The sequence below is a fragment of the Pedobacter superstes genome (assembly GCF_037622515.1).
Lineage (GTDB): Bacteria > Bacteroidota > Bacteroidia > Sphingobacteriales > Sphingobacteriaceae > Paradesertivirga > Paradesertivirga superstes.
The window spans coordinates 429,128-448,926 of record NZ_JBBJCN010000004.1 but is presented as its reverse complement, the minus strand read 5'-3'; the positions used below and the strand labels follow the sequence as shown (position 1 = coordinate 448,926).

19 protein-coding genes are annotated in these 19,799 nt (G+C 42.0%); 8 read left to right on the top strand and 11 right to left on the bottom strand.

Annotated elements, in window-relative coordinates; translation table 11 throughout:
* Nucleotides 1–35 precede the first annotated feature (35 nt).
* The gene (locus WG906_RS13890; RefSeq protein ID WP_339993320.1) at nucleotides 36–683 is read left to right on the top strand and encodes a hypothetical protein; all 648 of its coding nucleotides are present in this window, start codon (nucleotides 36–38) and stop codon (nucleotides 681–683) included.
* A gap of 152 nt (nucleotides 684–835) precedes the next feature.
* Nucleotides 836–1,717 carry a DUF808 domain-containing protein gene (locus WG906_RS13885; RefSeq protein ID WP_339993319.1) on the top strand — a complete coding sequence of 294 codons (882 nt, stop codon included), beginning with the start codon at nucleotides 836–838 and terminating at the stop codon, nucleotides 1,715–1,717.
* A gap of 6 nt (nucleotides 1,718–1,723) precedes the next feature.
* Here the strand turns inward: WG906_RS13885 and WG906_RS13880 are convergent, their stop codons facing one another.
* Nucleotides 1,724–2,230: a DinB family protein gene (locus WG906_RS13880; RefSeq protein WP_339993318.1), complete on the bottom strand. Its 507-nt coding sequence runs from the start codon at nucleotides 2,228–2,230 to the stop codon at nucleotides 1,724–1,726.
* 310 nt (nucleotides 2,231–2,540) lie between these two features.
* Between WG906_RS13880 and WG906_RS13875 the strand changes: the two genes are divergently transcribed.
* Together WG906_RS13875 and WG906_RS13870 are read left to right on the top strand one after the other, a co-directional pair.
* A complete protein-coding gene (locus WG906_RS13875) occupies nucleotides 2,541–3,440 on the top strand; it encodes an alpha/beta hydrolase (RefSeq protein WP_339993317.1) in 900 nt (299 codons plus the stop codon).
* 256 nt (nucleotides 3,441–3,696) lie between these two features.
* Nucleotides 3,697–4,173, top strand: coding sequence for a TspO/MBR family protein (locus tag WG906_RS13870; protein ID WP_339993316.1), 477 nt, complete (start codon nucleotides 3,697–3,699; stop codon nucleotides 4,171–4,173).
* Nucleotides 4,174–4,288: 115 nt separating this feature from the next.
* Here WG906_RS13870 and WG906_RS13865 read toward each other — a convergent pair whose 3' ends face one another.
* From WG906_RS13865 to WG906_RS13835, 7 genes are all read right to left on the bottom strand, one after another.
* Nucleotides 4,289–4,828: a GNAT family N-acetyltransferase gene (locus tag WG906_RS13865; RefSeq protein ID WP_339993315.1), complete on the bottom strand. Its 540-nt coding sequence runs from the start codon at nucleotides 4,826–4,828 to the stop codon at nucleotides 4,289–4,291.
* Nucleotides 4,829–4,993: 165 nt separating this feature from the next.
* Nucleotides 4,994–6,220, bottom strand: a complete 1,227-nt coding sequence (locus WG906_RS13860) for an MFS transporter (RefSeq protein WP_339993314.1) — start codon at nucleotides 6,218–6,220, stop codon at nucleotides 4,994–4,996.
* A 50-nt stretch (nucleotides 6,221–6,270) separates the two neighbouring features.
* Nucleotides 6,271–6,858, bottom strand: coding sequence for a TetR/AcrR family transcriptional regulator (locus WG906_RS13855; protein ID WP_339993313.1), 588 nt, complete (start codon nucleotides 6,856–6,858; stop codon nucleotides 6,271–6,273).
* A 91-nt stretch (nucleotides 6,859–6,949) separates the two neighbouring features.
* Complete coding sequence (locus tag WG906_RS13850; RefSeq protein ID WP_339993312.1) at nucleotides 6,950–7,486, bottom strand: pyridoxamine 5'-phosphate oxidase family protein; 537 nt, start codon at nucleotides 7,484–7,486, stop codon at nucleotides 6,950–6,952.
* Nucleotides 7,487–7,600: 114 nt separating this feature from the next.
* Complete coding sequence (locus WG906_RS13845) at nucleotides 7,601–9,526, bottom strand: PAS domain-containing hybrid sensor histidine kinase/response regulator (protein ID WP_339993311.1); 1,926 nt, start codon at nucleotides 9,524–9,526, stop codon at nucleotides 7,601–7,603.
* A gap of 316 nt (nucleotides 9,527–9,842) precedes the next feature.
* Nucleotides 9,843–10,070, bottom strand: coding sequence for a hypothetical protein (locus tag WG906_RS13840; protein WP_339993309.1), 228 nt, complete (start codon nucleotides 10,068–10,070; stop codon nucleotides 9,843–9,845).
* Between the two features lie 158 nt (nucleotides 10,071–10,228).
* Complete coding sequence (locus tag WG906_RS13835; protein ID WP_339993308.1) at nucleotides 10,229–11,587, bottom strand: glycoside hydrolase family 28 protein; 1,359 nt, start codon at nucleotides 11,585–11,587, stop codon at nucleotides 10,229–10,231.
* 238 nt (nucleotides 11,588–11,825) lie between these two features.
* Between WG906_RS13835 and WG906_RS13830 the strand changes: the two genes are divergently transcribed.
* Entirely contained in the window at nucleotides 11,826–12,674 is an 849-nt protein-coding gene (locus WG906_RS13830) for a hypothetical protein (RefSeq protein WP_339993306.1), read from the top strand.
* Between the two features lie 80 nt (nucleotides 12,675–12,754).
* Here the strand turns inward: WG906_RS13830 and WG906_RS13825 are convergent, their stop codons facing one another.
* Nucleotides 12,755–15,631 carry a carboxypeptidase-like regulatory domain-containing protein gene (locus WG906_RS13825; RefSeq protein ID WP_339993305.1) on the bottom strand — a complete coding sequence of 959 codons (2,877 nt, stop codon included), beginning with the start codon at nucleotides 15,629–15,631 and terminating at the stop codon, nucleotides 12,755–12,757.
* A gap of 231 nt (nucleotides 15,632–15,862) precedes the next feature.
* Between WG906_RS13825 and WG906_RS13820 the strand changes: the two genes are divergently transcribed.
* Nucleotides 15,863–16,504: an acetate uptake transporter gene (locus WG906_RS13820; protein WP_339993303.1), complete on the top strand. Its 642-nt coding sequence runs from the start codon at nucleotides 15,863–15,865 to the stop codon at nucleotides 16,502–16,504.
* Between the two features lie 188 nt (nucleotides 16,505–16,692).
* On the opposite strand, the gene WG906_RS13815 is transcribed toward WG906_RS13820, so the two are convergent.
* Entirely contained in the window at nucleotides 16,693–17,394 is a 702-nt protein-coding gene (locus WG906_RS13815; protein WP_339993302.1) for an SIMPL domain-containing protein, read from the bottom strand.
* A 212-nt stretch (nucleotides 17,395–17,606) separates the two neighbouring features.
* Between WG906_RS13815 and WG906_RS13810 the strand changes: the two genes are divergently transcribed.
* Nucleotides 17,607–18,002 (top strand): DUF1801 domain-containing protein, encoded by a 396-nt coding sequence (locus WG906_RS13810; RefSeq protein ID WP_339993301.1) that lies wholly within the window; start codon nucleotides 17,607–17,609, stop codon nucleotides 18,000–18,002.
* A 68-nt stretch (nucleotides 18,003–18,070) separates the two neighbouring features.
* On the opposite strand, the gene WG906_RS13805 is transcribed toward WG906_RS13810, so the two are convergent.
* Complete coding sequence (locus WG906_RS13805; RefSeq protein WP_339993300.1) at nucleotides 18,071–18,445, bottom strand: hypothetical protein; 375 nt, start codon at nucleotides 18,443–18,445, stop codon at nucleotides 18,071–18,073.
* Between the two features lie 312 nt (nucleotides 18,446–18,757).
* Between WG906_RS13805 and WG906_RS13800 the strand changes: the two genes are divergently transcribed.
* Entirely contained in the window at nucleotides 18,758–19,765 is a 1,008-nt protein-coding gene (locus tag WG906_RS13800) for an LLM class flavin-dependent oxidoreductase (protein WP_339993298.1), read from the top strand.
* Nucleotides 19,766–19,799 lie beyond the last annotated feature (34 nt).

Sequence of the window (19,799 nt, the reverse complement as noted above, 5' to 3'; positions counted from 1 at the left end):
CTGAAAATTGTTCAGACTTCTGCAAATTCTTACCTATGAAAAATTACCTTCCCTGTTTATTATGCCTGATGTTCTTTTCATGCGGGCAACCTGGGGGTAACAATGACAAGCCCGGCCTCGATACCAGTTCAGTACCTTCCAAATCTGATAGTGTTACAGCAATTAAAAATCCCGCCACTGTCGAAGAAATCAGAAAGCTTTACGCTGAGCTGAACGGCAAATTGCATGGTGGTAAGCTGGATTCTGCTTCTGTTAAATACGATTGCAGTGGTGAAAGAACCGGCACTGTTACTTACTTTTCTGAAAATGGAAAGCTGACTATAATCAGGCATACTTACAGCGAATACAGTCATTTTTCAGCGATGGATCAATACTTTATCAGCGATGATGAGCTGTTTTTCGCGCACCTCACCGGCGTGAGTTGGAGCTTTGAATCGGGAAAGGCGGCCATTGGAGCCACTAAAGACAATATTACAGAAAAACGGCTGTATATGGTCCGCGAAAAGCCATTGCTTTGCCTGGAAAAAAGCTATGTAAAAAGGTCTCATTCCTCAGACAATCCCCGTCCCGAAAGTGTGGAGAGCCGGCAAGTTGACTGCAAATCTTTAGAGCCTGTATTAAAAGACTTTGGAAAATTAATGGCATTTAAGAATAGTTCCGGAAATGATTGTTTAGGCAAGTAATTCTTTTCTTTGGTTCAAATATCTGTTCCTTTCATTATTATTGGGGCGAGATTTACAACTTCGTGCAAACGGATTTGTCGCAGAACCGTTAGATGTACTCAATCCGTACATGAATTGATCAAATTTATCTTTAACACAACAAATAAAAATACATGGCATCAGGTTTTTTTGCAATTCTGGATGATATAACAGCTTTAATGGATGATGTTGCGGTGGCAACGAAAATAGCTACGCGTAAAACTGCTGGCATTTTGGGTGATGATTTGGCTGTCAACGCGGAAAAAGCGACCGGATTTCTTTCGTCGCGGGAATTACCGGTGCTCTGGGCTATCACAAAAGGCTCTTTTATTAATAAGCTGATCATTGTTCCAGTCGCGCTTTTGCTGAACGCTTTTTTTCCCGCAGCCCTAAAAATCGTCTTGATTCTGGGAGGAATATATCTGGCTTATGAGGGCGTGGAAAAGATAGTGGAGTATATTTTTCATCGTTCAAAAACCGGACATGAGGTAATTGAGGAGGTCGAGCAAGACGATAGTGCCGCCGAGAAGTCCAAAATAAAATCCGCAGTAGCAACTGATTTTATTCTCTCTATCGAAATTGTAATTATCGCTTTGGGCAGTGCAGCCGGAGAAATCTTAACCACTCAAATAGCGACGGTTTCGGCTGTGGCCATACTGGCAACGGTAGGGGTTTATGGCATTGTTGCTCTTATTGTAAGAATGGATGATACCGGGTTAAAGCTTATCAAACGTTCTGACAATAAAGGGTTTTTATTTGTATTAGGCTCCTTACTCGTTAAGTCGCTGCCTGTTATTATCAGGATTCTGGCCGTAGTTGGAACTATTGCCTTATTATTGGTTGCAGGTGGTATTTTCGTTCATAACATTGATTACTTTCACCATCTTTTTCCGGCAATTCCTGCTACGATCAAGGAATTTTTAGTTGGAGCGGCTGTCGGATTACTTGCTGTTATCATTTTTTCAGGAGCCAAAAAAGGTGCTTCCCTGGCAATGGGGCCAAGGTTAAAAGGCTGATCCGCGCTATTTGCCCGGTGTACTCTCTTCGTGGGTCGGCCCGTACATGCCGGGCACTTTGTTCCCGGTAGCCCTCAGGTAAACAATCATTTCGCCGCGATGGTGGTAAATATGATTGAAAAGGAAACCCCGAACAACAGCCGCTCTGGGTAAGGGGCCAAGAACAGTGCTGTCACCGACTTTCATTGTCCACTGGTCTTTTAAATTTTCTTCGCTTATTGAAGTTAGGGCATCCCTCGCTTTTTCCACATTTCTTTCGAAAAGATCCAGGGTGGCTTTTATGTCCGCCGGTTCCCCGCGTTCAAGATTATCTGCCGTCATATCATATACATCTTTAGTGAGGGTTCCCACATACCAGTAATAAATGGTAGCAATGTGCTGAGCGAGTTCACCCATGCTCCAGGATATCGGAGAGGGTTTATAAGCAAGATCCTTTTCAGGCACAGCCTGCAGCAGTTTTCTTGTGCTTTTTACTTCGTGTTCAAATTCCGCTATTAAAGAATGCAATATCATAGTGCTTTATGTTAAAATTTCATAACCGGATACCTGCAAAGATCGAAAGTCTTTTGTGTACCAAAAACCGGACTCACATGGCATTAAACCTGTTGGGGAGTGAAAAGTTTGATTAAGTCGGATTTTTGGCATAGTCTTCTGTCCAAACATATGTTGCAATGCATGCTTATCAGTCAGTACTGACGGGTTTCTTACCTGAGATTGTTTTCTGAGCTAAAGTTATAAGGATCTCTTGATATTGATGCTCGTAAAGGGCTTAGCATTTTGCCGTTTATGATTTAAATTCTACCTTCAAATGAACCTCCATTTTATGATCAAAAAATTATTATTACCTATATTCTTGTTTAATGTTGTAGTAGCTTTTTCTCAGCAAAAAGCCATACTGCTATATCCAAACGGTGTACCCAATTCTAAGCCAGCACCCGCTGACTATGTGGAAACGACGATTAATGATCGCGGTATGATGGTGACAAACCCCACCCTTACACCTTATTTTCCTTCGAAAGTGATGGCTAAGCGTACTGCGGTTATCATTTGTCCCGGCGGAGGGTATCAACATCTGGCTTTCAGCCATGAAGGATATGATGTCGCCAGAAAATTTAACACGATAGGCGTGGTGGCCTTTGTTTTAAAGTATCGACTGCCCAGCGATAAAATTATGGTTGATAAAACGATCGCTCCGCTACAAGATTTGCAGCGAGCTATTCAGATTGTACGCGAATCTGCCGCTGAATGGAATATCGATACGAGTAAAGTAGGAGTGATCGGTTTTTCTGCCGGAGGGCACCTCGCTTCATTGGCAGGTACACATTTTTCCAATGTGAAGATTGATAATAAAAAGAACATCAATCTAAGACCTGATTTTATGATGTTGCTTTATCCAAGGATCACCTTTTCCGACAAGCCACTCAAAAGCTCCGGAGAGAATTTGCTAGGAAAAGATGCCCCTCAGGCACTGATTGACTTATATAGCACTGAAAAGCAAGTCACTTCCAAGACGCCTCCAACATTTATTGTGCATGCGGGAGATGATAAAACGGCATCAGTTAAGAACAGTTTGATGTTTTATGAGGCCTTGATCCAAAACAATGTAAAGGCAGAAATGCACGTCTATCAGGCTGGCGGTCATGGCTTTGGACTGAATAATAAATCGACGGCTGACCAATGGTTTGACAGGGCTGTTAATTTTTTAAGGCAGAATGGTTTTTAATAGTTTATTTGGTTGGTGTGACACGAACTAAGGGCGAGGTTATTGCCCAATAGCCTAAGCTTGAAATAGCATCGTGATGAGCCTCTCGAATCATAGAACGGTGTTCCGCCGCACACTCTTTGACAAGCTCAGAGAGACTCGATATCTGAGTTAGGGATTCCTTCGAAATCAGGAAAAGCCAAAAAAAAGCAAACAGAAAAGCATTTTCATTGCAATCTTATTGTGTCTTTTTGTGTTTACGATTGGAAAGCAATAAATGAATTTTAGAAATCTAATCGCCCTGTTTATTTGTATCTCGGTTCCGCTGTTGAGCGGCGGTATAGCTGGTTTTGTGACCTCCGCGAATATCGAAAGCTGGTATGCTTACCTGGACAAACCCGTGTTTAATCCTCCAAACTGGCTGTTCGGACCGGTTTGGACCACACTCTATATCCTCATGGGCATTTCCTTGTTTATTATCTGGAAGGCGCCTGACACACCAATGCGGAAATCGGCACTCCAGATTTTTTTTGTTCAGCTCCTTCTGAATTTCGCATGGAGCTTTATTTTTTTTTATTTTCACCAAACGGGAGCCGCCCTGCTCGAGATTATTGTCTTATGGGTCGCTATATTAATGATGATAATTGCTTTTTACCGGCTAAACAGGTGGGCAGCATACTTGCAATTACCTTATCTTGCCTGGGTAACATTTGCGAGCGTCCTGAATGCGTCGATTTGGTATCTTAATAAATAGCTGTCGTTAAATCTGCGACGCTCTCGTTATTTTGCGCCCAATTGGCACAAACCTCCGAAATAAAACCTTCATTTGAAACGAGATGGGGGCGAGGTCAGCGAATTCTTTGGCTTTGTTATTTGCAGATGTCTTTTATGTTCAGCTTCATCATAATGTCAGTCTGCTGGTCGTCGCCTAGATGGAAAATGTGCTTGTCAAACTCAACGAAGCCATTCTTTTTATAAAAATTTATGGCCCTGGGGTTTTCTTCCCAAACACCTAGCCAAATATAGTTGGCATTTGCCTGCTTTGCAATTTGGATTGCCTTTTCGTAAAGCAATTGTCCCACATTTTTTCCATGAAATTCCTTTAACACATAGATTCGTTCAATTTCAAGTGCCTGGTCTTCTTTTAATTCGGTTTGCGAATGTCCGAAATTCAGCTTCAAATAACCAATTATGTTTTTGTCAAGTGTGGCAAAATAGAATTCAGAGCTTTTGTTATTAAGTTCGGAGGCCAATTTTTCTGACGAAAAACCTTCTTCCAAATATTTTTTCATGTTGTCGCTGGTATTCCCGACCGAAAAAGTTTCTAAAAAAGTTTGTCTGCTGATTTTTTGCAATTGGCTGACTTCGCTTAGTGTTATTTTTTTTATATCAATATTCTCCATGCTCATTCGAGTGTGCTGTTTTAACGTCTACACTAGCTAAAATTATATGCTCCCAGGTGAATATCCATGTAACGGGATTCAAGTATAAGAGAGAAAACTCGATATTGGCCTACGCTTATGCTCATCCGGGGCGATCCCGGAGTTATTCTCCGCAGATCGTCCCGACCTTTCTCAGGATCTAACCTTTACCATTTCCAGATTAGTTTGAACAGCATTGGTGTTCCTGACTTTCGTAAACAAAAAGAATGTAATTCCCACAAGCAGCACCAGGATCAGGTAGGCCACCCCAAGCATAAAGCCGCTTTGTATAGTCAGGCTGCGGATGATCGCAGAACTGAAAATTGAGGTAATGATAAACATTGAGCCTCCTGTCACGCCGCTGGCAATTCCCGCATTTTTGGTGAAGCGGCCCAGGCAATTCGAAAACAGATTATTGAATACGAAACCTGACAGGAGATGAAGGATCATAACAAACGGCATCATACTATACAGGCTGGTATAGTGCCGCGAAACAGTGATCATCGATACAGCAAAGAAAAGCTGCAGTGCCAGTGCTGCGATAATCTTCTGATCCAATGGCTTTTTAATGAAGGCCTTAGAAAGCATTCCTCCCGTCATCAGCGCCACGCCCGAAAGCAGGGCACAATTGCCGGTTACCAAAGGCGAATAATGCAGAACCTGTTCGATAATAAAAGGACTGGCCATTCCATACACCATCAGCATAGAAAAGGAGAGGCCCAGGATAAAAAGTCCGAGAGTGTAATCGGCTGTTTTAACCATCGAGAGATAAACCTTCCCAATTAACCTGACTTTAAAAGGCTGAAAGCTTTTTAATGATTCGCCGCCATACAAAAGCTCAAAGACCAGAATGATGAGTGTAAAAATTCCCAGGAAATAGAAATTGGATTCCCAGCCGAAAGATGCCTGCAAAAATCCGCCAAGGAACGGTGCAACGATTGGAGCAGTGGCCCAGATAATAGAAAACAAACTGGTATAATGTTTCAGTTGGTCGCCCGAATAACTGTCGACGAAATATGCCCTTTTGCTTACAACAATAAGGGCAACTGCAATACCATGTATAACCCTCATCAGGTAGATGATGTAGATATTATCGGTGATCGCTATTGCAAAGCTGGCCAACGCAAAAACCAGCAGCGCTGACATGTTGAGCCTGTAGCGTCCAAAGCTGTCGAGCAGGCTACCAACAAACAGCTGGCTGATGCCCGAGCTTACCAGGAAAATAACCAGTGTTAACTGAACCGCCGTTCCAGCCACATGGAAATGACTGGCCATGGCAGGCAACGAAGGCAGGTAAATATCTGTTGCCAAACCTGAAAGGGGAATAAGGGCAAATGCTAAAAGGGTATTGATGATGCGGTGGGTATCTGATGTTCTCATTTTATTTTTAATTAGAATAGACCAATCGGTCTTTTATGGTATAAAAAAAATTATTTAGTAAACGATTCAATTTCAGCCTTCAGAATTCCGGTAACAACTTCCATTTGTTCTATGCTTCCTAAAACACGAGTTGCAAGAAGGGCGCCCTCGATCATGGTAAACATCTTAATAGAAAATTGCAGAGGGTCTGCAGTTTTTTTAAACTCGCCTGCCGCAATGCCCTGGCTAAGCAAATTAAAAATTCTTTGCTGTGACGTTTTTATTGCCTGTGCCACGCGTTGTTTCATTTGGGGATTGGTATCGTCGGCCTCTGTGCCGAAGTTGAGCATTGCACAACCTCCCGTGGTGCTTTTAACGGCGCTTTGCGGGTAATAATCCAGCAAGGCGAAAAGTTTCTCTTTGTAAGTTTCTTTATCGTTTATCAGTGCCTCCAGCTTTGTATTTAATCTTTGCGACAGATAATTAAAGGCCTCCAGGCAGATCTGTTCTTTGTTTTCAAAATTGCCGTAAATGCCACCTTTCGCCATCTTTGTAGCCTCCATGATATCGCTGATGGAGGTGCCGGCCATACCTTTTGTATTTAAAAGCACTGAAGCTTTTTCTATAATAAACTGACGGGTCCGCTCTGATTTTGTCATGCTGAGACAAATATAAGACCGAACGGTTTATTTTAAGTCATCGTATTGAAATAATTTTCAGGAGAGTGATGCTAGTAAAATGAGCTATAGATCAGATCTTCAGGCTGCCTTCAATTGAATCGTCGAGAGTTTTACCTATTGCAGCTCCAATCATTATTTTTACGCCGGCAATGATATTTCCATGTTTATTATCCCAATAATAACCGGTGGAGGGCTTAACTGCAAGTACTGAGATGCGAGGATCATCTTCACCTTCGGTAAACCACGTTTTTAACAGAGGACTCCAAAATTCCTTAATTTTCGACTTGTCTTCAGAAATACTTGCCTCACCCTGTAGATACAGGAAATCTGAATGTGCAGAACCCTGGAAATATAATTTTACAGCCGGGTTTCCTGCGATATCCTGGTTAGTATGACTGTCTTTGGCACATAGGAACCATAATGTGCCTGTTTCGTCTACTTTCTGTATTGTCATGGGCCGGGTTCCTTCAGAGTCTGCGTTTGCCGGCACGGTTGAAAAAAAGCAGGTTTTAGCTATTTCAACAAGTTCTTTTATTTTTTTTACCGCAGCAGATGAGTTTAGATCTTCTTGGTTTTCTTCAGGCTGGTTTTCGTTTATGCTATTCATTGTAATTCCTTTATGAAAACAATGCAGGATGGCAATTTTTGTTTTAATTACGCATTCATAAGCTGAAGGATTTTAAAATTTGTTGAGATGAGGACGAAGGAATGCGTAATTATCTCATACTTCAGCATCCTGACGGTCATTCTCCAGATATTGCGAGATCAAATTGTATAATTGCTCAACTTTGAAAGGTTTGGAAATATAGTCTGTCATACCAAAGCCAATGCATTTCTCGCGTTCTCCGGCCATTACATGGGCCGTCATTGCAATTATAGGAAGGCTAGCCCTGAGTTCTTTCCGCATTTGTTTGGCTGTGGTATAACCGTCCATAACAGGCATGTGAATATCCATCAATACCAGATCATATCTCTTACTGCGGGCCATTTCTAAGGCAATGCCGCCGTTTTCGGCAATATCCACATCGCAGCCAAATCTCGTCAGAACTTTTTTTGCAAGAATCTGATTCATTGTATTGTCTTCTGCCAGAAGAACCTTCACTCTCTTTTCAAATTTTATAATCTCGAATTTTCCGTCAGTTGGAGGCGACTTGACGGAAGCTTTATCTTCAGAAATCAAATACGGAAGAATTACTCTGAATTCTGTTCCTTCGCCAGGAACACTATGAATAGAGATTTCCCCCTCTTGTAATTCAACCAATCGTTTAACAATAGAAAGTCCCAAACCAGTTCCCCCATAATTTCTGGTCGTTTCGGCGCTGGCTTGTGTAAACCGTTCAAACATTTCGTTTTGTTTGTCTTCGGGAATACCGATTCCGGTATCTTTCACCGAAAAAATAATTTTTGCTTCGTCTCCTTTAATCGATTGTAGTTTGATGCTGGTTTCTACGCGGCCTTCTTTCGTAAATTTAATGGCATTGCCGATCAGATTAATAAGGATCTGGGTGAGTCTTGTAGGATCTCCCAATACCGTTTCGGGTAAGTTTTTATCTGTTTGGGTTAACAATTGCAGCTTTTTCGCCCGCGCGTTTTCTAAGAACATAGTTTCGAGGGAATGCAAAAGTTCGACAGGTTTAAAAGGAACCGTTTCCATGTGCATCATTCCTGCTTCGATTTTTGAATAATCAAGAATGTCATTGATAAGCACCAGCAGATTTTCACCGCTGGTCTTTATAAATTCAAGGTATTGTCGCTGTTCAGTACCAAGCGATGTTTTATCGATCAAATTGGTAAAACCGATAATAGCATTCATGGGGGTTCTGATTTCGTGGCTCATATTTGCCATAAATCTCTCCTTCTCAATTGAGGATTCTTCTGCTTTTCGCCTGGCATGCAGCAGTGCTCGCTCAACTTCTTTTTGTTTGGTGATGTCGGATAATACACTTAGAGTGGCTGTCCGGTTTCCCATTGCAATGATTTCAACAGACATTAAAGCATCTCTTCGCTCTCCAGATTTCGTTAAAAAATAAGATTCGTGGTTTTTTAAATACCCTTGTTGATGCAGCAGAGATGTTATTTTCTTCTTATCATCATCATAAAGCAATCCTAATTCCACTTCTGTTTTTCCTTCAGCCTCTTCTTTCGTATAACCGGTTAAGTCAACAAAACTTTGGTTTACTTCTAAAAATTGCCATGAACCGATGTCACACATCATCAAACCCACGGGGCTCATTTCAAAAATCTGGTGAAATTTCCCCTGGCTTTCTTTAAGATCTTTGGTGCGTTCTTTTACTCTTCGCTCAAGGGTTTTATTCAGAATTCTCAAAGAACGCTCGGCATGATGGCGTTTTAAATCTATTCTATTGAGATGGCCTACCGTGCGGGCTATCATTAAAACGCTTACTACCAGGAACGAGAGGCCCAGGAGTGCAATACCGAACTCGACATTTATTAAATTTTGTCGGTGTGCCTCTAAACGCAGGTAGCACATTAGGAGCACTACCAGCGTGATTACAGGAATCAGCTTTTTTGCCATAATATTTCCTATGCCGCTTCCGGTGAATACACCTGTGAGACCTTTTGATGGAGTGAAAAGTGTTATGGAAATCGAAAGCAGGAAAAAAACCGTTGCAGAATTTACAGCCATCGAAGCCAAAAAGATAACTTGTAGAAGGCTGGTACGGAAAATACATATCCTATTAGGGCAATAAACGAAATTAGGGTGGCAATATGTAAAGCATACTGAGAAATAGTTATTAATCGCGGTCTGTTCCATTTAATTGCTAGGAGGGAGGATCCAATAAGTATGAAGCAAAATGCCGTGGTAGGAGCCATCCTTCCGGAAGCCACTTTTCTGAGATTATAAGCGGCTGTATCCTTAACAAAAAACTCGTCGATATAGGCATTAAAACTAAAAATGTCCTGTAACAATGATACACCTGCCAAAAGCAGAACCAGGAGGCTCAACACCATTCCATAAAAACGGTAGTGCTCCTTTTTTGAAGTAAAAACCATACGGAGCTGCCAAGGATTAAAAAGCCAAGGCCAGTATTAAATTTCATGGTAATCGGCGCACCAAAGGTTTTTAATGATTCTATGTCAAATAACCATCCGGCAATAACCATTACTGCAACTATTATAGATAAAATGGCAGTAAAACGTATCCACAGGAGATATCTATGAGGTCTCATAAAGAATTTAAAAAGGTGGAGAAAAGAGCAAATCAGACATATGTATACCTGGCGGCCCGGTGGCCAAAGTAGGGATATATACGCGATCTACAAGAATTTTTTGCTTAAACAGGGGTCTTCGAACCTGCTTTTCACACGGGAATGTTCCCATCGTCTCATCATTTCGCGTGCGAAGGCACCTTCACCTCCTGGCCGATAATTACGTTGTTAAACACAATATTCTCTGCATTGCTAAGACTGATTCCCGTTGCTGCCGAGTCGATAGTGACATTTGAGAAATGAATGTCCCTTACTTTTTTTGAAGGATAACCCTGTATTACAAGTCCGGCATTAGTGGCTTTCCGGCATTTCACATTATCCACGAATACATTCCGTATGTCGGTTGCAAAGCCTTTTCCTTCGCCGTGATAATAAGAGGTAATAAAGAAGCAGTCTTCCACTTCACCAAACTCAAGGTTGTTCACATAAATATCACGAATAAAACCTCCACGGTCTGGGTTAGATTTTAAGTAGATACCGCGTTTGCAATAACCACCGTATGTGCAGTCTTCCACGAAAACGTTTTGTACTCCCGCCGACATCTCACTGCCAATTACAACACCATGGAGACCTTTAAATCTGGAGTTGCGTATGATGATATTTTCCGAGGTGATGCCGGTTTTCCGGCCTTCATGATCACGCCCGGCTTTAATAGCCACATTATCGTCGCCGTTATTGAAATCAATGTCCTCAATTAATATATTCTTTGAATACTCGGGATCGAATCCGTCGTTATTTCTGTTAAAAGCGTCAAACTTTACTTTCCGCGCCGTAACGTTTTCCGACTTCAATAAATGAACGCACCAAAAAGGCGAGTTTTTTATGGTGACGCCCTCGATCAGGATATTTTTGCACTCAAAGAACTGGATCAGCTGCGGCCGCAAAAAGTGTCCTTTACCAAACATCCGTTCCTTCAGGGGAGTATTTTCATGATTCATTTTTCTGCTTAACAGCTGGCTTTCTTTTTGCTTTTCTGCCCATTTGCTAAAGGAATCGCTTGCGTTTCCATCTATCACTCCCTCACCGATGATGGCCACATTTTCGAGTTGATATCCATAGATAAAGGGACTATAGTTATAAAGAAAGGTACCTTCCCAGCTGGTAAGCACCACAGGCAGATAATCTGAAGGGTTGGTTCCGAATACCAGTTTCGACCCTTTTTGTAATTCGATGCAAAGATTATTCGTCAGATGAATTGGTCCGTTGACAAGGTAAGTTCCCGCCGGAACAATAATTTTTCCACCCTTTTGTTCCTTACAAGCTTGAATGGCTTTGTCAAATGCCGGTTTACAATCAGTCGACGAATCACCGACTGCACCAAATTTGGTAAGCAGCATAGAGTTTTCCGAAATTTTAGGGGGAATAATATTCTTAAGGATATTGTCGCGCTTTTCAGTTCGTGAGAGTTCTTTCTCAGGCGAAGGCTTGCAGGAAATGCAAAAAACAGAAATAAAAAGGAGGAAAAAATAGCTTTTCATACGGGCCGAATAGTATAAATATCTTTCTGATTGAATTGGCGGCTCAATATAGGAATAGATTTCTTGTTCGCACCCGAAGTTAAGTAAATACCTTTTGTTAACGGCACGAGGCAGAAGAATTTAATTAGTTCGTGAGGATACGCGTTCGGCTTAGGAATCAGGATGACCCCTTGCGATTGTCCCGATCGGTTTCTGTATATTGCATGCTGTTCTAAATCTAAACTCTGATATTTTCCACATGACACTACCTAAAATCTTAGGCGTATTTGCCCTTATCACGTTTATCAGTAACCATGGTTTTGCACAACAGGAAATGTTGTTCAGGATTAAATTTTTACCAAATAAGACCTACTCCACCGTCATGGTAAACGACATGAAGATGGAAATGGACTCCAGCGGCGATACGGTAAAGAGGAACCAAATGGAGGCAAAAGGATTAAAGTTGCCGATGTTCATAGATATGCGTCAGGAAATGGGGCTTACTACCCGGACAGGATCATTAACTGCCGACAAGCGAATACCCGTAACCATTAGCTATGATAAAATGGGAGTGACAATGAAAATGAATGGCAAAGAGATGCAGCAACCCAATAAGTTTGTCGGCATGAAGATTAAAGGACATGCTGCCGAAGACGGGAGACTGAAGGTGGATGAAATAGAAGGCGATGCTTCTCCCGAGATTAAAATCGCTTTAGAGAAAATGATGTCTCAGGTTCTGAATGCTGTGAAATTTCCGAACAAAGCGATGAAAATAGGGGACACCTTTACACAGGAAATTCCGATGGAGATGCCTGCCGGAGGAACTTCTATGAATATGCTAATTAATTCCCGGTATGTCTTGAAGGAGATAAAGGGAAATCAGGCCTTTTTCGACTACACACAAAATATTGCCTTAGATTTAACATCGGCTCAGCGCAATTCAACAGCAACAGGATCCGGCACTGGTAAAATGATCTACGATATTCCGGCAAATTATATTACCGAAACCACAGGCGATATGACGATGAAGATGACCTTGTCTGTAGGTGAAACGAGTATGAAAATTAATGTCCGGGCTAAATCAAGCGTTAAGGCCAGTATTTTATAAAGCCGGCACGCATTTTATCTGATGATCGGCAGTGTTTTGTCCGTGCAGGAGCCTAAATAAGCTTCGCTCATTTAGCCTTTTTACTTCAGGACTTTAATCTTAAAGCTGCTAAATCCAACTAAGCCTCCCATGTTACTTCCCTGTAAAATTACCGTATATGTACCTGCATTATCGGAAGAATAAAAAGAAGTAAAGCCGCGGCCTTCTGCATCGGTTAAAATATTGGCTTCCCAGTGAAGCGTTGAGCGCAGGTCTGAGAATTTGGCTGTGTTTGAAGTACTGTATTTAGGCCTGTAAAACTCTTTGGGCCAGGTGAGGGGTAAGGGACGATATACAGCTATGCCGGGAGTCTTTTTGAAAAATATTCCCTGACCAGAGCGTGTGGTGATCTCAAGGTAGGCGATATCGCTACTGCTGGTGAACTGATCGCGAATACTCGGCCTAGGTGCACCTGGTTTAGCAGCTGGCATCGATCTCCCGGCATTCCCAATCTGCTCCTCAATAGTTAAAAATGAAGAGGAATACGCGCTGGTGTTCTTGAGATTGTACATTACTTCGACACCCAAAATCTGATCTGCAGACAAACTTGTCAGAGCATCGTTTATAAAATTATAATACTGATTTAAAACCGGAGGATCATCAGCCATATAAAAGCGGTTGAGTTCTACTCCATCGACCACGAACCTCACTTTTTTTTCGTTAATATAAAAGAATTGATCGGTATCTCTTGATCTTAAAGAAAAGCCTTTTACATGTTCCTGAAGGAAATCGATCAGCGATTGCGTTCCTGCTTTTTGTGCTTCCTTTTCATCAATGATCTGATCTGCCTCTCCGGGCCCGTTCAGGTTTTTAGATTTAGGGATATTCTTTTTCCCGGCGATCACAACCTCGCTGAGCACGTTTTTTCCACTAATACTTGACTCTTCTGCTCTTAATTTCTGCTTATTACTCAGCAGTTGTAATGAACTGGGGTCGCTGCTAACGAACCAGGGGATATCGGTAGACCTTGGTGTCAGCGTGAAGGGCGCAGGTTTAATTACATCCATTTCTAATCCGATACCAAAACTCCGGCCTTTTGAATTTCGAGACTGTACAATAAAACTTACCGTGTCTACGGCGGGGAAGTTTTTAAAAATAAACCGGCCATCAGCATTCGTTACCGTATCTCTTATCAGGTTGAATTTTCCTTTGGTAAGCAATAACATCTTTGCATTTACAACAGGCTTGTTCAAAACATTAGAAACTCTACCCGATACCTGCAATTCAGGCTGCGCAGCGTACAGGGGCTTAATAGCCGGATTAAGAATATTTTTCCAGTTATAGCCCACCCAACCCTGTGTCAGCATCAGCAGATCCAGCGCTTCGCCGGTCTTTTCAGCATCACTAAAATACCATGCCGGCTCTTCGACATTTCCTTTCAACTCTGCACCGAACAAGGTTTGAGTGACAATATTCTCCTGCTGCAGCTCCGCTTTAATCTGCGAATCATCTGTAACCGCGATTGATAAGCTGGTCTCAACTGCTTTTCCCTTTGCATCGGTTACACGGATGCTTAGCGGAACACTGTCTCTTAAATGGTATTCATCTTTGGCAGAAGTAATCCGGATATTCAGATTATCCTTATGATTTATAAAGGTGACGCGCTCATTTACCGGTTCATTTTCGCTATTAAATAAGGTAAAATGAGCAATACCAGAAGGGAAATCCGTTTTTGGAACTTTCATGCGTATTCTTTGCCTGTCTGCTTTAAAGAATGCAGTAAAGTAAGGCTGGCCGTCAGAAAATCCCATCAGTTTATATTCCTGTTTATCAAGATGTTCAATGCTAAAAAGAACTTCCAGACGCAAAGAGTCATTTGTCGGAATATTGCCTACCTGTAAGGCGGACCCCGAAGTTTTAAGCGCAGGCAGGGCTACGGTCTTTGTCATTCCATCACCCCAGCTTACTACAGCCTGATAGGTCTCACCCGATATGGGAGTCAGGTTGAAAGATCCCATCCCTTTATGCAGAGACTGAAACTCAGTCAGGCTTTCGCCCCGGTTGTTTTTCAAAACTCCGCTAAGGTTAATTCCTTTGCCGTAGATATCAAGCGCTTTAAACGCGACGCGGCAGGGCAGGCCGGCAACCAGGAAGCCGCTCTCAGGCATAAACTGAAGATCGATATCCGGAGACGGACTCATCAGTAGCGGAAAACTAAGCTGCTGCTTGTCGCCTGCCTTCTCCTGCACCTTCATAAATAACGGCCCCTTAGTAGTATTCAGATCAATGCGCGCATCGAGTGTTTTATTCAAGGCTTCATAAGTGTTTTTTGCGAAATTTTTGCGACTGTCGCTAAGCTGCCATTGCAAAACTTTATATCCAAATATGTCACCATTGGCTTTTTTAAACTGAAGTGAATAGTTAAAATTTCTTTCTGCGGCATTTGCAGTGACAGTATTGGACTGATTAACAAGCCAATGGTTCGCAGCCGGACTGGCGATATAAATACGCCTGGTAAAAAAAGCCTCTTCACCAAAATTTTGCATCCAGTTGGTATAGCCTCTTATGGTATAAAACCCCTCTTTAAAGCTTTCTTCGTTAAGCACGATCTGCCCCCATGACAGACCAATAACCGCAGGCACCGAAATGCTTTTCACCACTACAGCACTGTCGGTTATCAAGTCAAGATAAACGATGCCGCTTTTAACAGAATACGAGCTTCTTCCATTAAAAAGATATGACTTAAACCAAAGGGTATCGCCAATTGTGTAGAAGGACTTATCGGTATGTACAAACAGTTTTTCTGAAGGTAAGCGTCTGTTGAATGTGTCAATCGCCGAACTGAGGTAGGCTAAAGGATTTTTCGTGCCAGTATTTACCTGGGTTTTATTTTGCGCAAAGGTTTCGGCACTGCCGAACAGAATGAAAACTACGGGCAGGATTGCAATGAAGTAATTTTTTTTAAAGGTTTTAAGCATTATTTCAAGGTGACAAGAACAGGCGGATGAAAGGTTTATAAAGTTACAGGCGATCAAGATAGGAAATGTATTGAAGTTTTCGCAGGATTCGAGAAATCCTCTTTTTATACTAAGGGCAGTCTGGGAATTATCCGCTTTTCTGGTTTCTGGATAAAATAATTTTTTTTATTGACTTTCATCATCTGCCTATCTGTAGCGGCATGGTAATTTCGCAAAAAAGAACCTCGCATAATGAAAGAGAAAAGAGAAGTTGTCTTGAAAGACACATACGCAAATCCGGCTCCACTGGGCCTTTTTGCCTTTGGTATGACGACCGTTTTATTAAACCTGCACAATGCCGGCTTTATCAGGCTTGATTCGATGGTGTTAGCCATGGGGATTTTTTACGGAGGTGTTGCCCAGATTTTAGCGGGAATAGCCGAGGGAAGGAAGAATAATACCTTTGGCTATACCGCTTTTATATCGTACGGATTTTTCTGGCTGAGCTTTGCCGCACTGCTGATTATGCCAAAGATGGGGTGGATTTCGGAAGTATCGACAGGCAGTCTGGTCGCCTTTTTAACCATGTGGGGGATATTTACATTGCTGCTTTTTATCGGAACTTTCAAGGTGAGTGTTGCGCTGCAGCTGGTTTTTGGTTCTTTAGCTTTATTGTTTTTTCTTTTAGCCCTTGGAGATTATTCCGCAAATGCCTCGATTAAAACACTTGCCGGTTTTGAAGGAATTATTTGCGGTTTCCTGGCAATATATGCCGGGATCGCTCAGGTGCTAAACGAGATGTGGGGCACGATAGTTCTGCCGCTCGGTACGGTCGCCAAAAGGAAGAACCCGAAGCACGGGGAAGTAGCTGAAACCGTATCAGCAACAGCCTGAGCAAAGGACGGAGATTTAGTCCGTTCTCTTTTTTTTACTTAGCATCTTCGTTTGAAACGGGATGAAGCGAGGTCTGTAAATTTCTCGCTTTTTTCTTTTTATCGCAGTAAAACAGTGATGATGTTTCGGGCGGAAAAGGCGAGGGCGGGCAGTAGTTTAGGTTTTAGAAACTAATGCCTTACCGCAAATTACTCCAGCTCAAATACAGCTCTTATCTGGTAGCTTAATTTTGTAGTTTTAAAATCGATTGGCTGCATCGACGCAGCCTGCTCAGTCATCAGGCCGTCGTTCATTACTGAGCCGGTACGGGCCGGATAAGTACGCTGTCCGTTTTCAATCTCATTAATTTCGAGAGCTTCTCCAACTTGATCATCAAGCGAAGCAGCTAAAGCCGTTGCTTTATCTTTAGCGGCTTTAAGCGCTTTTATTTTTAGATCCTGTTTAAGGGCTTCCAGGTTTGAGTAATCATATCCTTCAATAGTGGTGTATTCTATCGCTTTTGCATCAACTGCGTTAATGATGTGGTTAAATTTAGTCAGATCCGATACTTTTAGCCTGTATTGTTTTCTCGCCATAAAAGCAGGGTTTTTCTTTCTTTCATAGGCGTAGTTAAAGCTGGAGACATCGTTGATCCTGAAATTTTCTTTTGGAATGCCGGCCTTCGCAACAGCGCCCCGGAGTCTGGCCTCCAGATCTTCTATCAATGCCTTCTTCCCGGATGCCTTATCAATAAATTCTTTAATAGATATTCCAACATAGATAATATCGGGAGTAACTTCCGTTTCTGCCGATCCTAGAACTTCTATTTTGTGCCGGGTGTCGACAGTTTGTGTACAAGCTGAAACTAAAAATGCTCCTGCGACAGCAGCGATAAATGCTAATCTTTTCATTTTTTGAAGATATGTGTTATGATAAGATGCAGAAGTTCAGTTTTTCCATAAAGCAGATTTCACCCCTCAGCGATGCCGGCAGCATCGCGGCCGTACAAAATTGTATTTTTACGCAAATAGCCCCTATAATTGACGCAGTAGGCCAGGATAAGGCCCAATTTTCTTACTAAGTTTACGGTAAATAAAAAGAACCGAAACAAATCTTACAGGCAATGAGCACGGAAATTCAAGATTATAACAATTCGCAAACGGATGAAGAAAGGTTGGTATGCAATGTCTTATTACAGCAAATCAATCAAAACTTACCCGACGCTGAAGGCAAAATCTGGCACAGACATCCCGTTTGGTTTCTAAACGGGAATCCAATTGTAGGTTACAGTAAGTTAAAAGGAGGTATTCGATTGTTGTTCTGGAGCGGCCAGTCATTTGGAGAACCTGATTTGTATCCTGAAGGAACTTTTAAAGCAGCCGAAGCCCGTTATATTTCCAGCGAACAAATTAACCGGGTTGATCTTGAACGATGGCTTAAAAAGGCCCGGGATATACAATGGGATTATAAAAATATAGTGAAGCGTAAAGGGGTATTAGAACCACTGGCGGGTCTTTGATCCTCCCACAGTGCTTGAGAAATCGCCCCTGGATTATTTTCACGAAACTACCGGCTAAAAACGCCTCGTTATTGCAGGTAATTAAGATCGATATAACTGGTATAATCAGGGTTCACTGATGTTACTCCGGATATGTAGTAGAATTGCGTCTGGCAGTCGGTTTGTTGTATTTCCGACCAGGAGAGCGCACTCAAATCAATTGTGCCTGAATAATGCCCTTGCGAGCTAAAAGGAAATGTCTCTTCATTAAGATAAAACTCGTTTATTCCGCCATCAACGCCATAAACATTGAATTGTACCATATTCTCCCAGCCCTGCGATGTGTATATGTCGGGTATGTATGCGGAGGGGCTCTTCGTCACCATATCCCAGTGAAGAATTTTATTGGCATCAATATAATACTTAGAGTGGACAGCGCCATTGGTGTTTGCCGAATCCAGCACAACAATCCAGTTGGCTTTTGATTAGCTAAAGCATATCAAAGAGATAATAATTAGTAGTTTATTCTTAACTGTAGTTTATAATCTGCCTACTCTTTTAAAGATTTTCGGCTTCCTCTGATAGAATAGATGTTTTTAACCGGTGGTTCTAAAGTAGATGAATGATTTTCGGCAAGCAACCCGTACTATCCTGCCCCTGGTACGTGAAGACTTTAAGGTTTAATTTACATTCATCGAAGTAGCGTCATAAAACCAAAGATTCAGAGTTATTATCATGCTTCAGTATATTTTTGCTCCTTTAGATACAATTGCTTTATGAGTGGATCAGATTTAAGCCATATTCCTTTTTCCGTGCTTGATTTAGCGACGGTGGCACAAGGTTATACACCAGCCGATAGTTTCAAACACAGTCTGGATCTTGCCAGGCATGCCGAAAGTTTAGGATATACACGTTATTGGTTTGCAGAGCATCATAATATGATAAGCGTTGCAAGTTCTGCAACAGCTGTTCTAATAGGATACATCGCCGGAGGAACTGACCGGATAAGAGTGGGGTCGGGAGGTATTATGCTGCCTAATCATTCTCCCTTAATTGTTGCAGAACAGTTCGGTACATTAGCTTCTCTATATCCTGATCGTATTGATCTTGGGCTGGGCAGGGCTCCCGGAACGGATCAGGTGACCGCTAAGGCTATCCGCGGAGAAAATTTCGAGACAGTACATAGTTTTCCAAACGATATAAAAAAGCTTCAGCTATTATTTTCAAGTGAGAACAGTAGTAATGAGGTACGTGCCATACCTGGTGAAGGTTTGGATATCCCCATCTGGATATTGGGTTCTAGTACAGATAGCGCGAGATTAGCCGCTGCTTTGGGCTTGCCGTATGCTTTTGCCAGTCATTTTGCCCCGGCTTACTTTAAAAATGCTATTAATATTTACCGGGATAATTTTAAACCCTCCGAACACCTTCAAAAACCTTATATACTGGCTTGTGTAAATGTGGTAGCAGCAGATACGGATCAAGAAGCAAATTATCTGGCTACTTCGGTACAGCAGTTTTTTATGGGCGTGGTTACCGGAAAACGAAATCTCTTGCCGCCTCCTGTAGATTCAATGGACGATATCTGGACTATTTATGAAGAGGCCGCGGTAAAGCAAATGCTGACGTATTCGTTTATCGGCGGCCCCGAAACTATTGAAAATGAAATGAGCTCTTTTATCGCCGATAACCAGATTAATGAAGTTATGGCAACTTCTCATATTTTTGAGCATCAGGCCAAATTAAGGTCGTACGAGCTTTTCGCAGAAGTGTTTAAAAAATAAGTTTGTTCCGCAACAGCGGGAGTTTAAGATGTTT

Coding starts and splice junctions, on each gene's coding strand:
- WG906_RS13890 (WP_339993320.1), top strand. CDS start 36: ATGAAAAATTACCTTCCCTGTTTATTATGCCTGATGTTCTTTTCATGC.
- WG906_RS13885 (WP_339993319.1), top strand. CDS start 836: ATGGCATCAGGTTTTTTTGCAATTCTGGATGATATAACAGCTTTAATG.
- WG906_RS13880 (WP_339993318.1), bottom strand. CDS start 2,230: ATGATATTGCATTCTTTAATAGCGGAATTTGAACACGAAGTAAAAAGC.
- WG906_RS13875 (WP_339993317.1), top strand. CDS start 2,541: ATGATCAAAAAATTATTATTACCTATATTCTTGTTTAATGTTGTAGTA.
- WG906_RS13870 (WP_339993316.1), top strand. CDS start 3,697: ATGAATTTTAGAAATCTAATCGCCCTGTTTATTTGTATCTCGGTTCCG.
- WG906_RS13865 (WP_339993315.1), bottom strand. CDS start 4,828: ATGAGCATGGAGAATATTGATATAAAAAAAATAACACTAAGCGAAGTC.
- WG906_RS13860 (WP_339993314.1), bottom strand. CDS start 6,220: ATGAGAACATCAGATACCCACCGCATCATCAATACCCTTTTAGCATTT.
- WG906_RS13855 (WP_339993313.1), bottom strand. CDS start 6,858: ATGACAAAATCAGAGCGGACCCGTCAGTTTATTATAGAAAAAGCTTCA.
- WG906_RS13850 (WP_339993312.1), bottom strand. CDS start 7,486: ATGAATAGCATAAACGAAAACCAGCCTGAAGAAAACCAAGAAGATCTA.
- WG906_RS13845 (WP_339993311.1), bottom strand. CDS start 9,526: ATGGCTGTAAATTCTGCAACGGTTTTTTTCCTGCTTTCGATTTCCATA.
- WG906_RS13840 (WP_339993309.1), bottom strand. CDS start 10,070: ATGAGACCTCATAGATATCTCCTGTGGATACGTTTTACTGCCATTTTA.
- WG906_RS13835 (WP_339993308.1), bottom strand. CDS start 11,587: ATGAAAAGCTATTTTTTCCTCCTTTTTATTTCTGTTTTTTGCATTTCC.
- WG906_RS13830 (WP_339993306.1), top strand. CDS start 11,826: ATGACACTACCTAAAATCTTAGGCGTATTTGCCCTTATCACGTTTATC.
- WG906_RS13825 (WP_339993305.1), bottom strand. CDS start 15,631: ATGCTTAAAACCTTTAAAAAAAATTACTTCATTGCAATCCTGCCCGTA.
- WG906_RS13820 (WP_339993303.1), top strand. CDS start 15,863: ATGAAAGAGAAAAGAGAAGTTGTCTTGAAAGACACATACGCAAATCCG.
- WG906_RS13815 (WP_339993302.1), bottom strand. CDS start 17,394: ATGAAAAGATTAGCATTTATCGCTGCTGTCGCAGGAGCATTTTTAGTT.
- WG906_RS13810 (WP_339993301.1), top strand. CDS start 17,607: ATGAGCACGGAAATTCAAGATTATAACAATTCGCAAACGGATGAAGAA.
- WG906_RS13800 (WP_339993298.1), top strand. CDS start 18,758: ATGAGTGGATCAGATTTAAGCCATATTCCTTTTTCCGTGCTTGATTTA.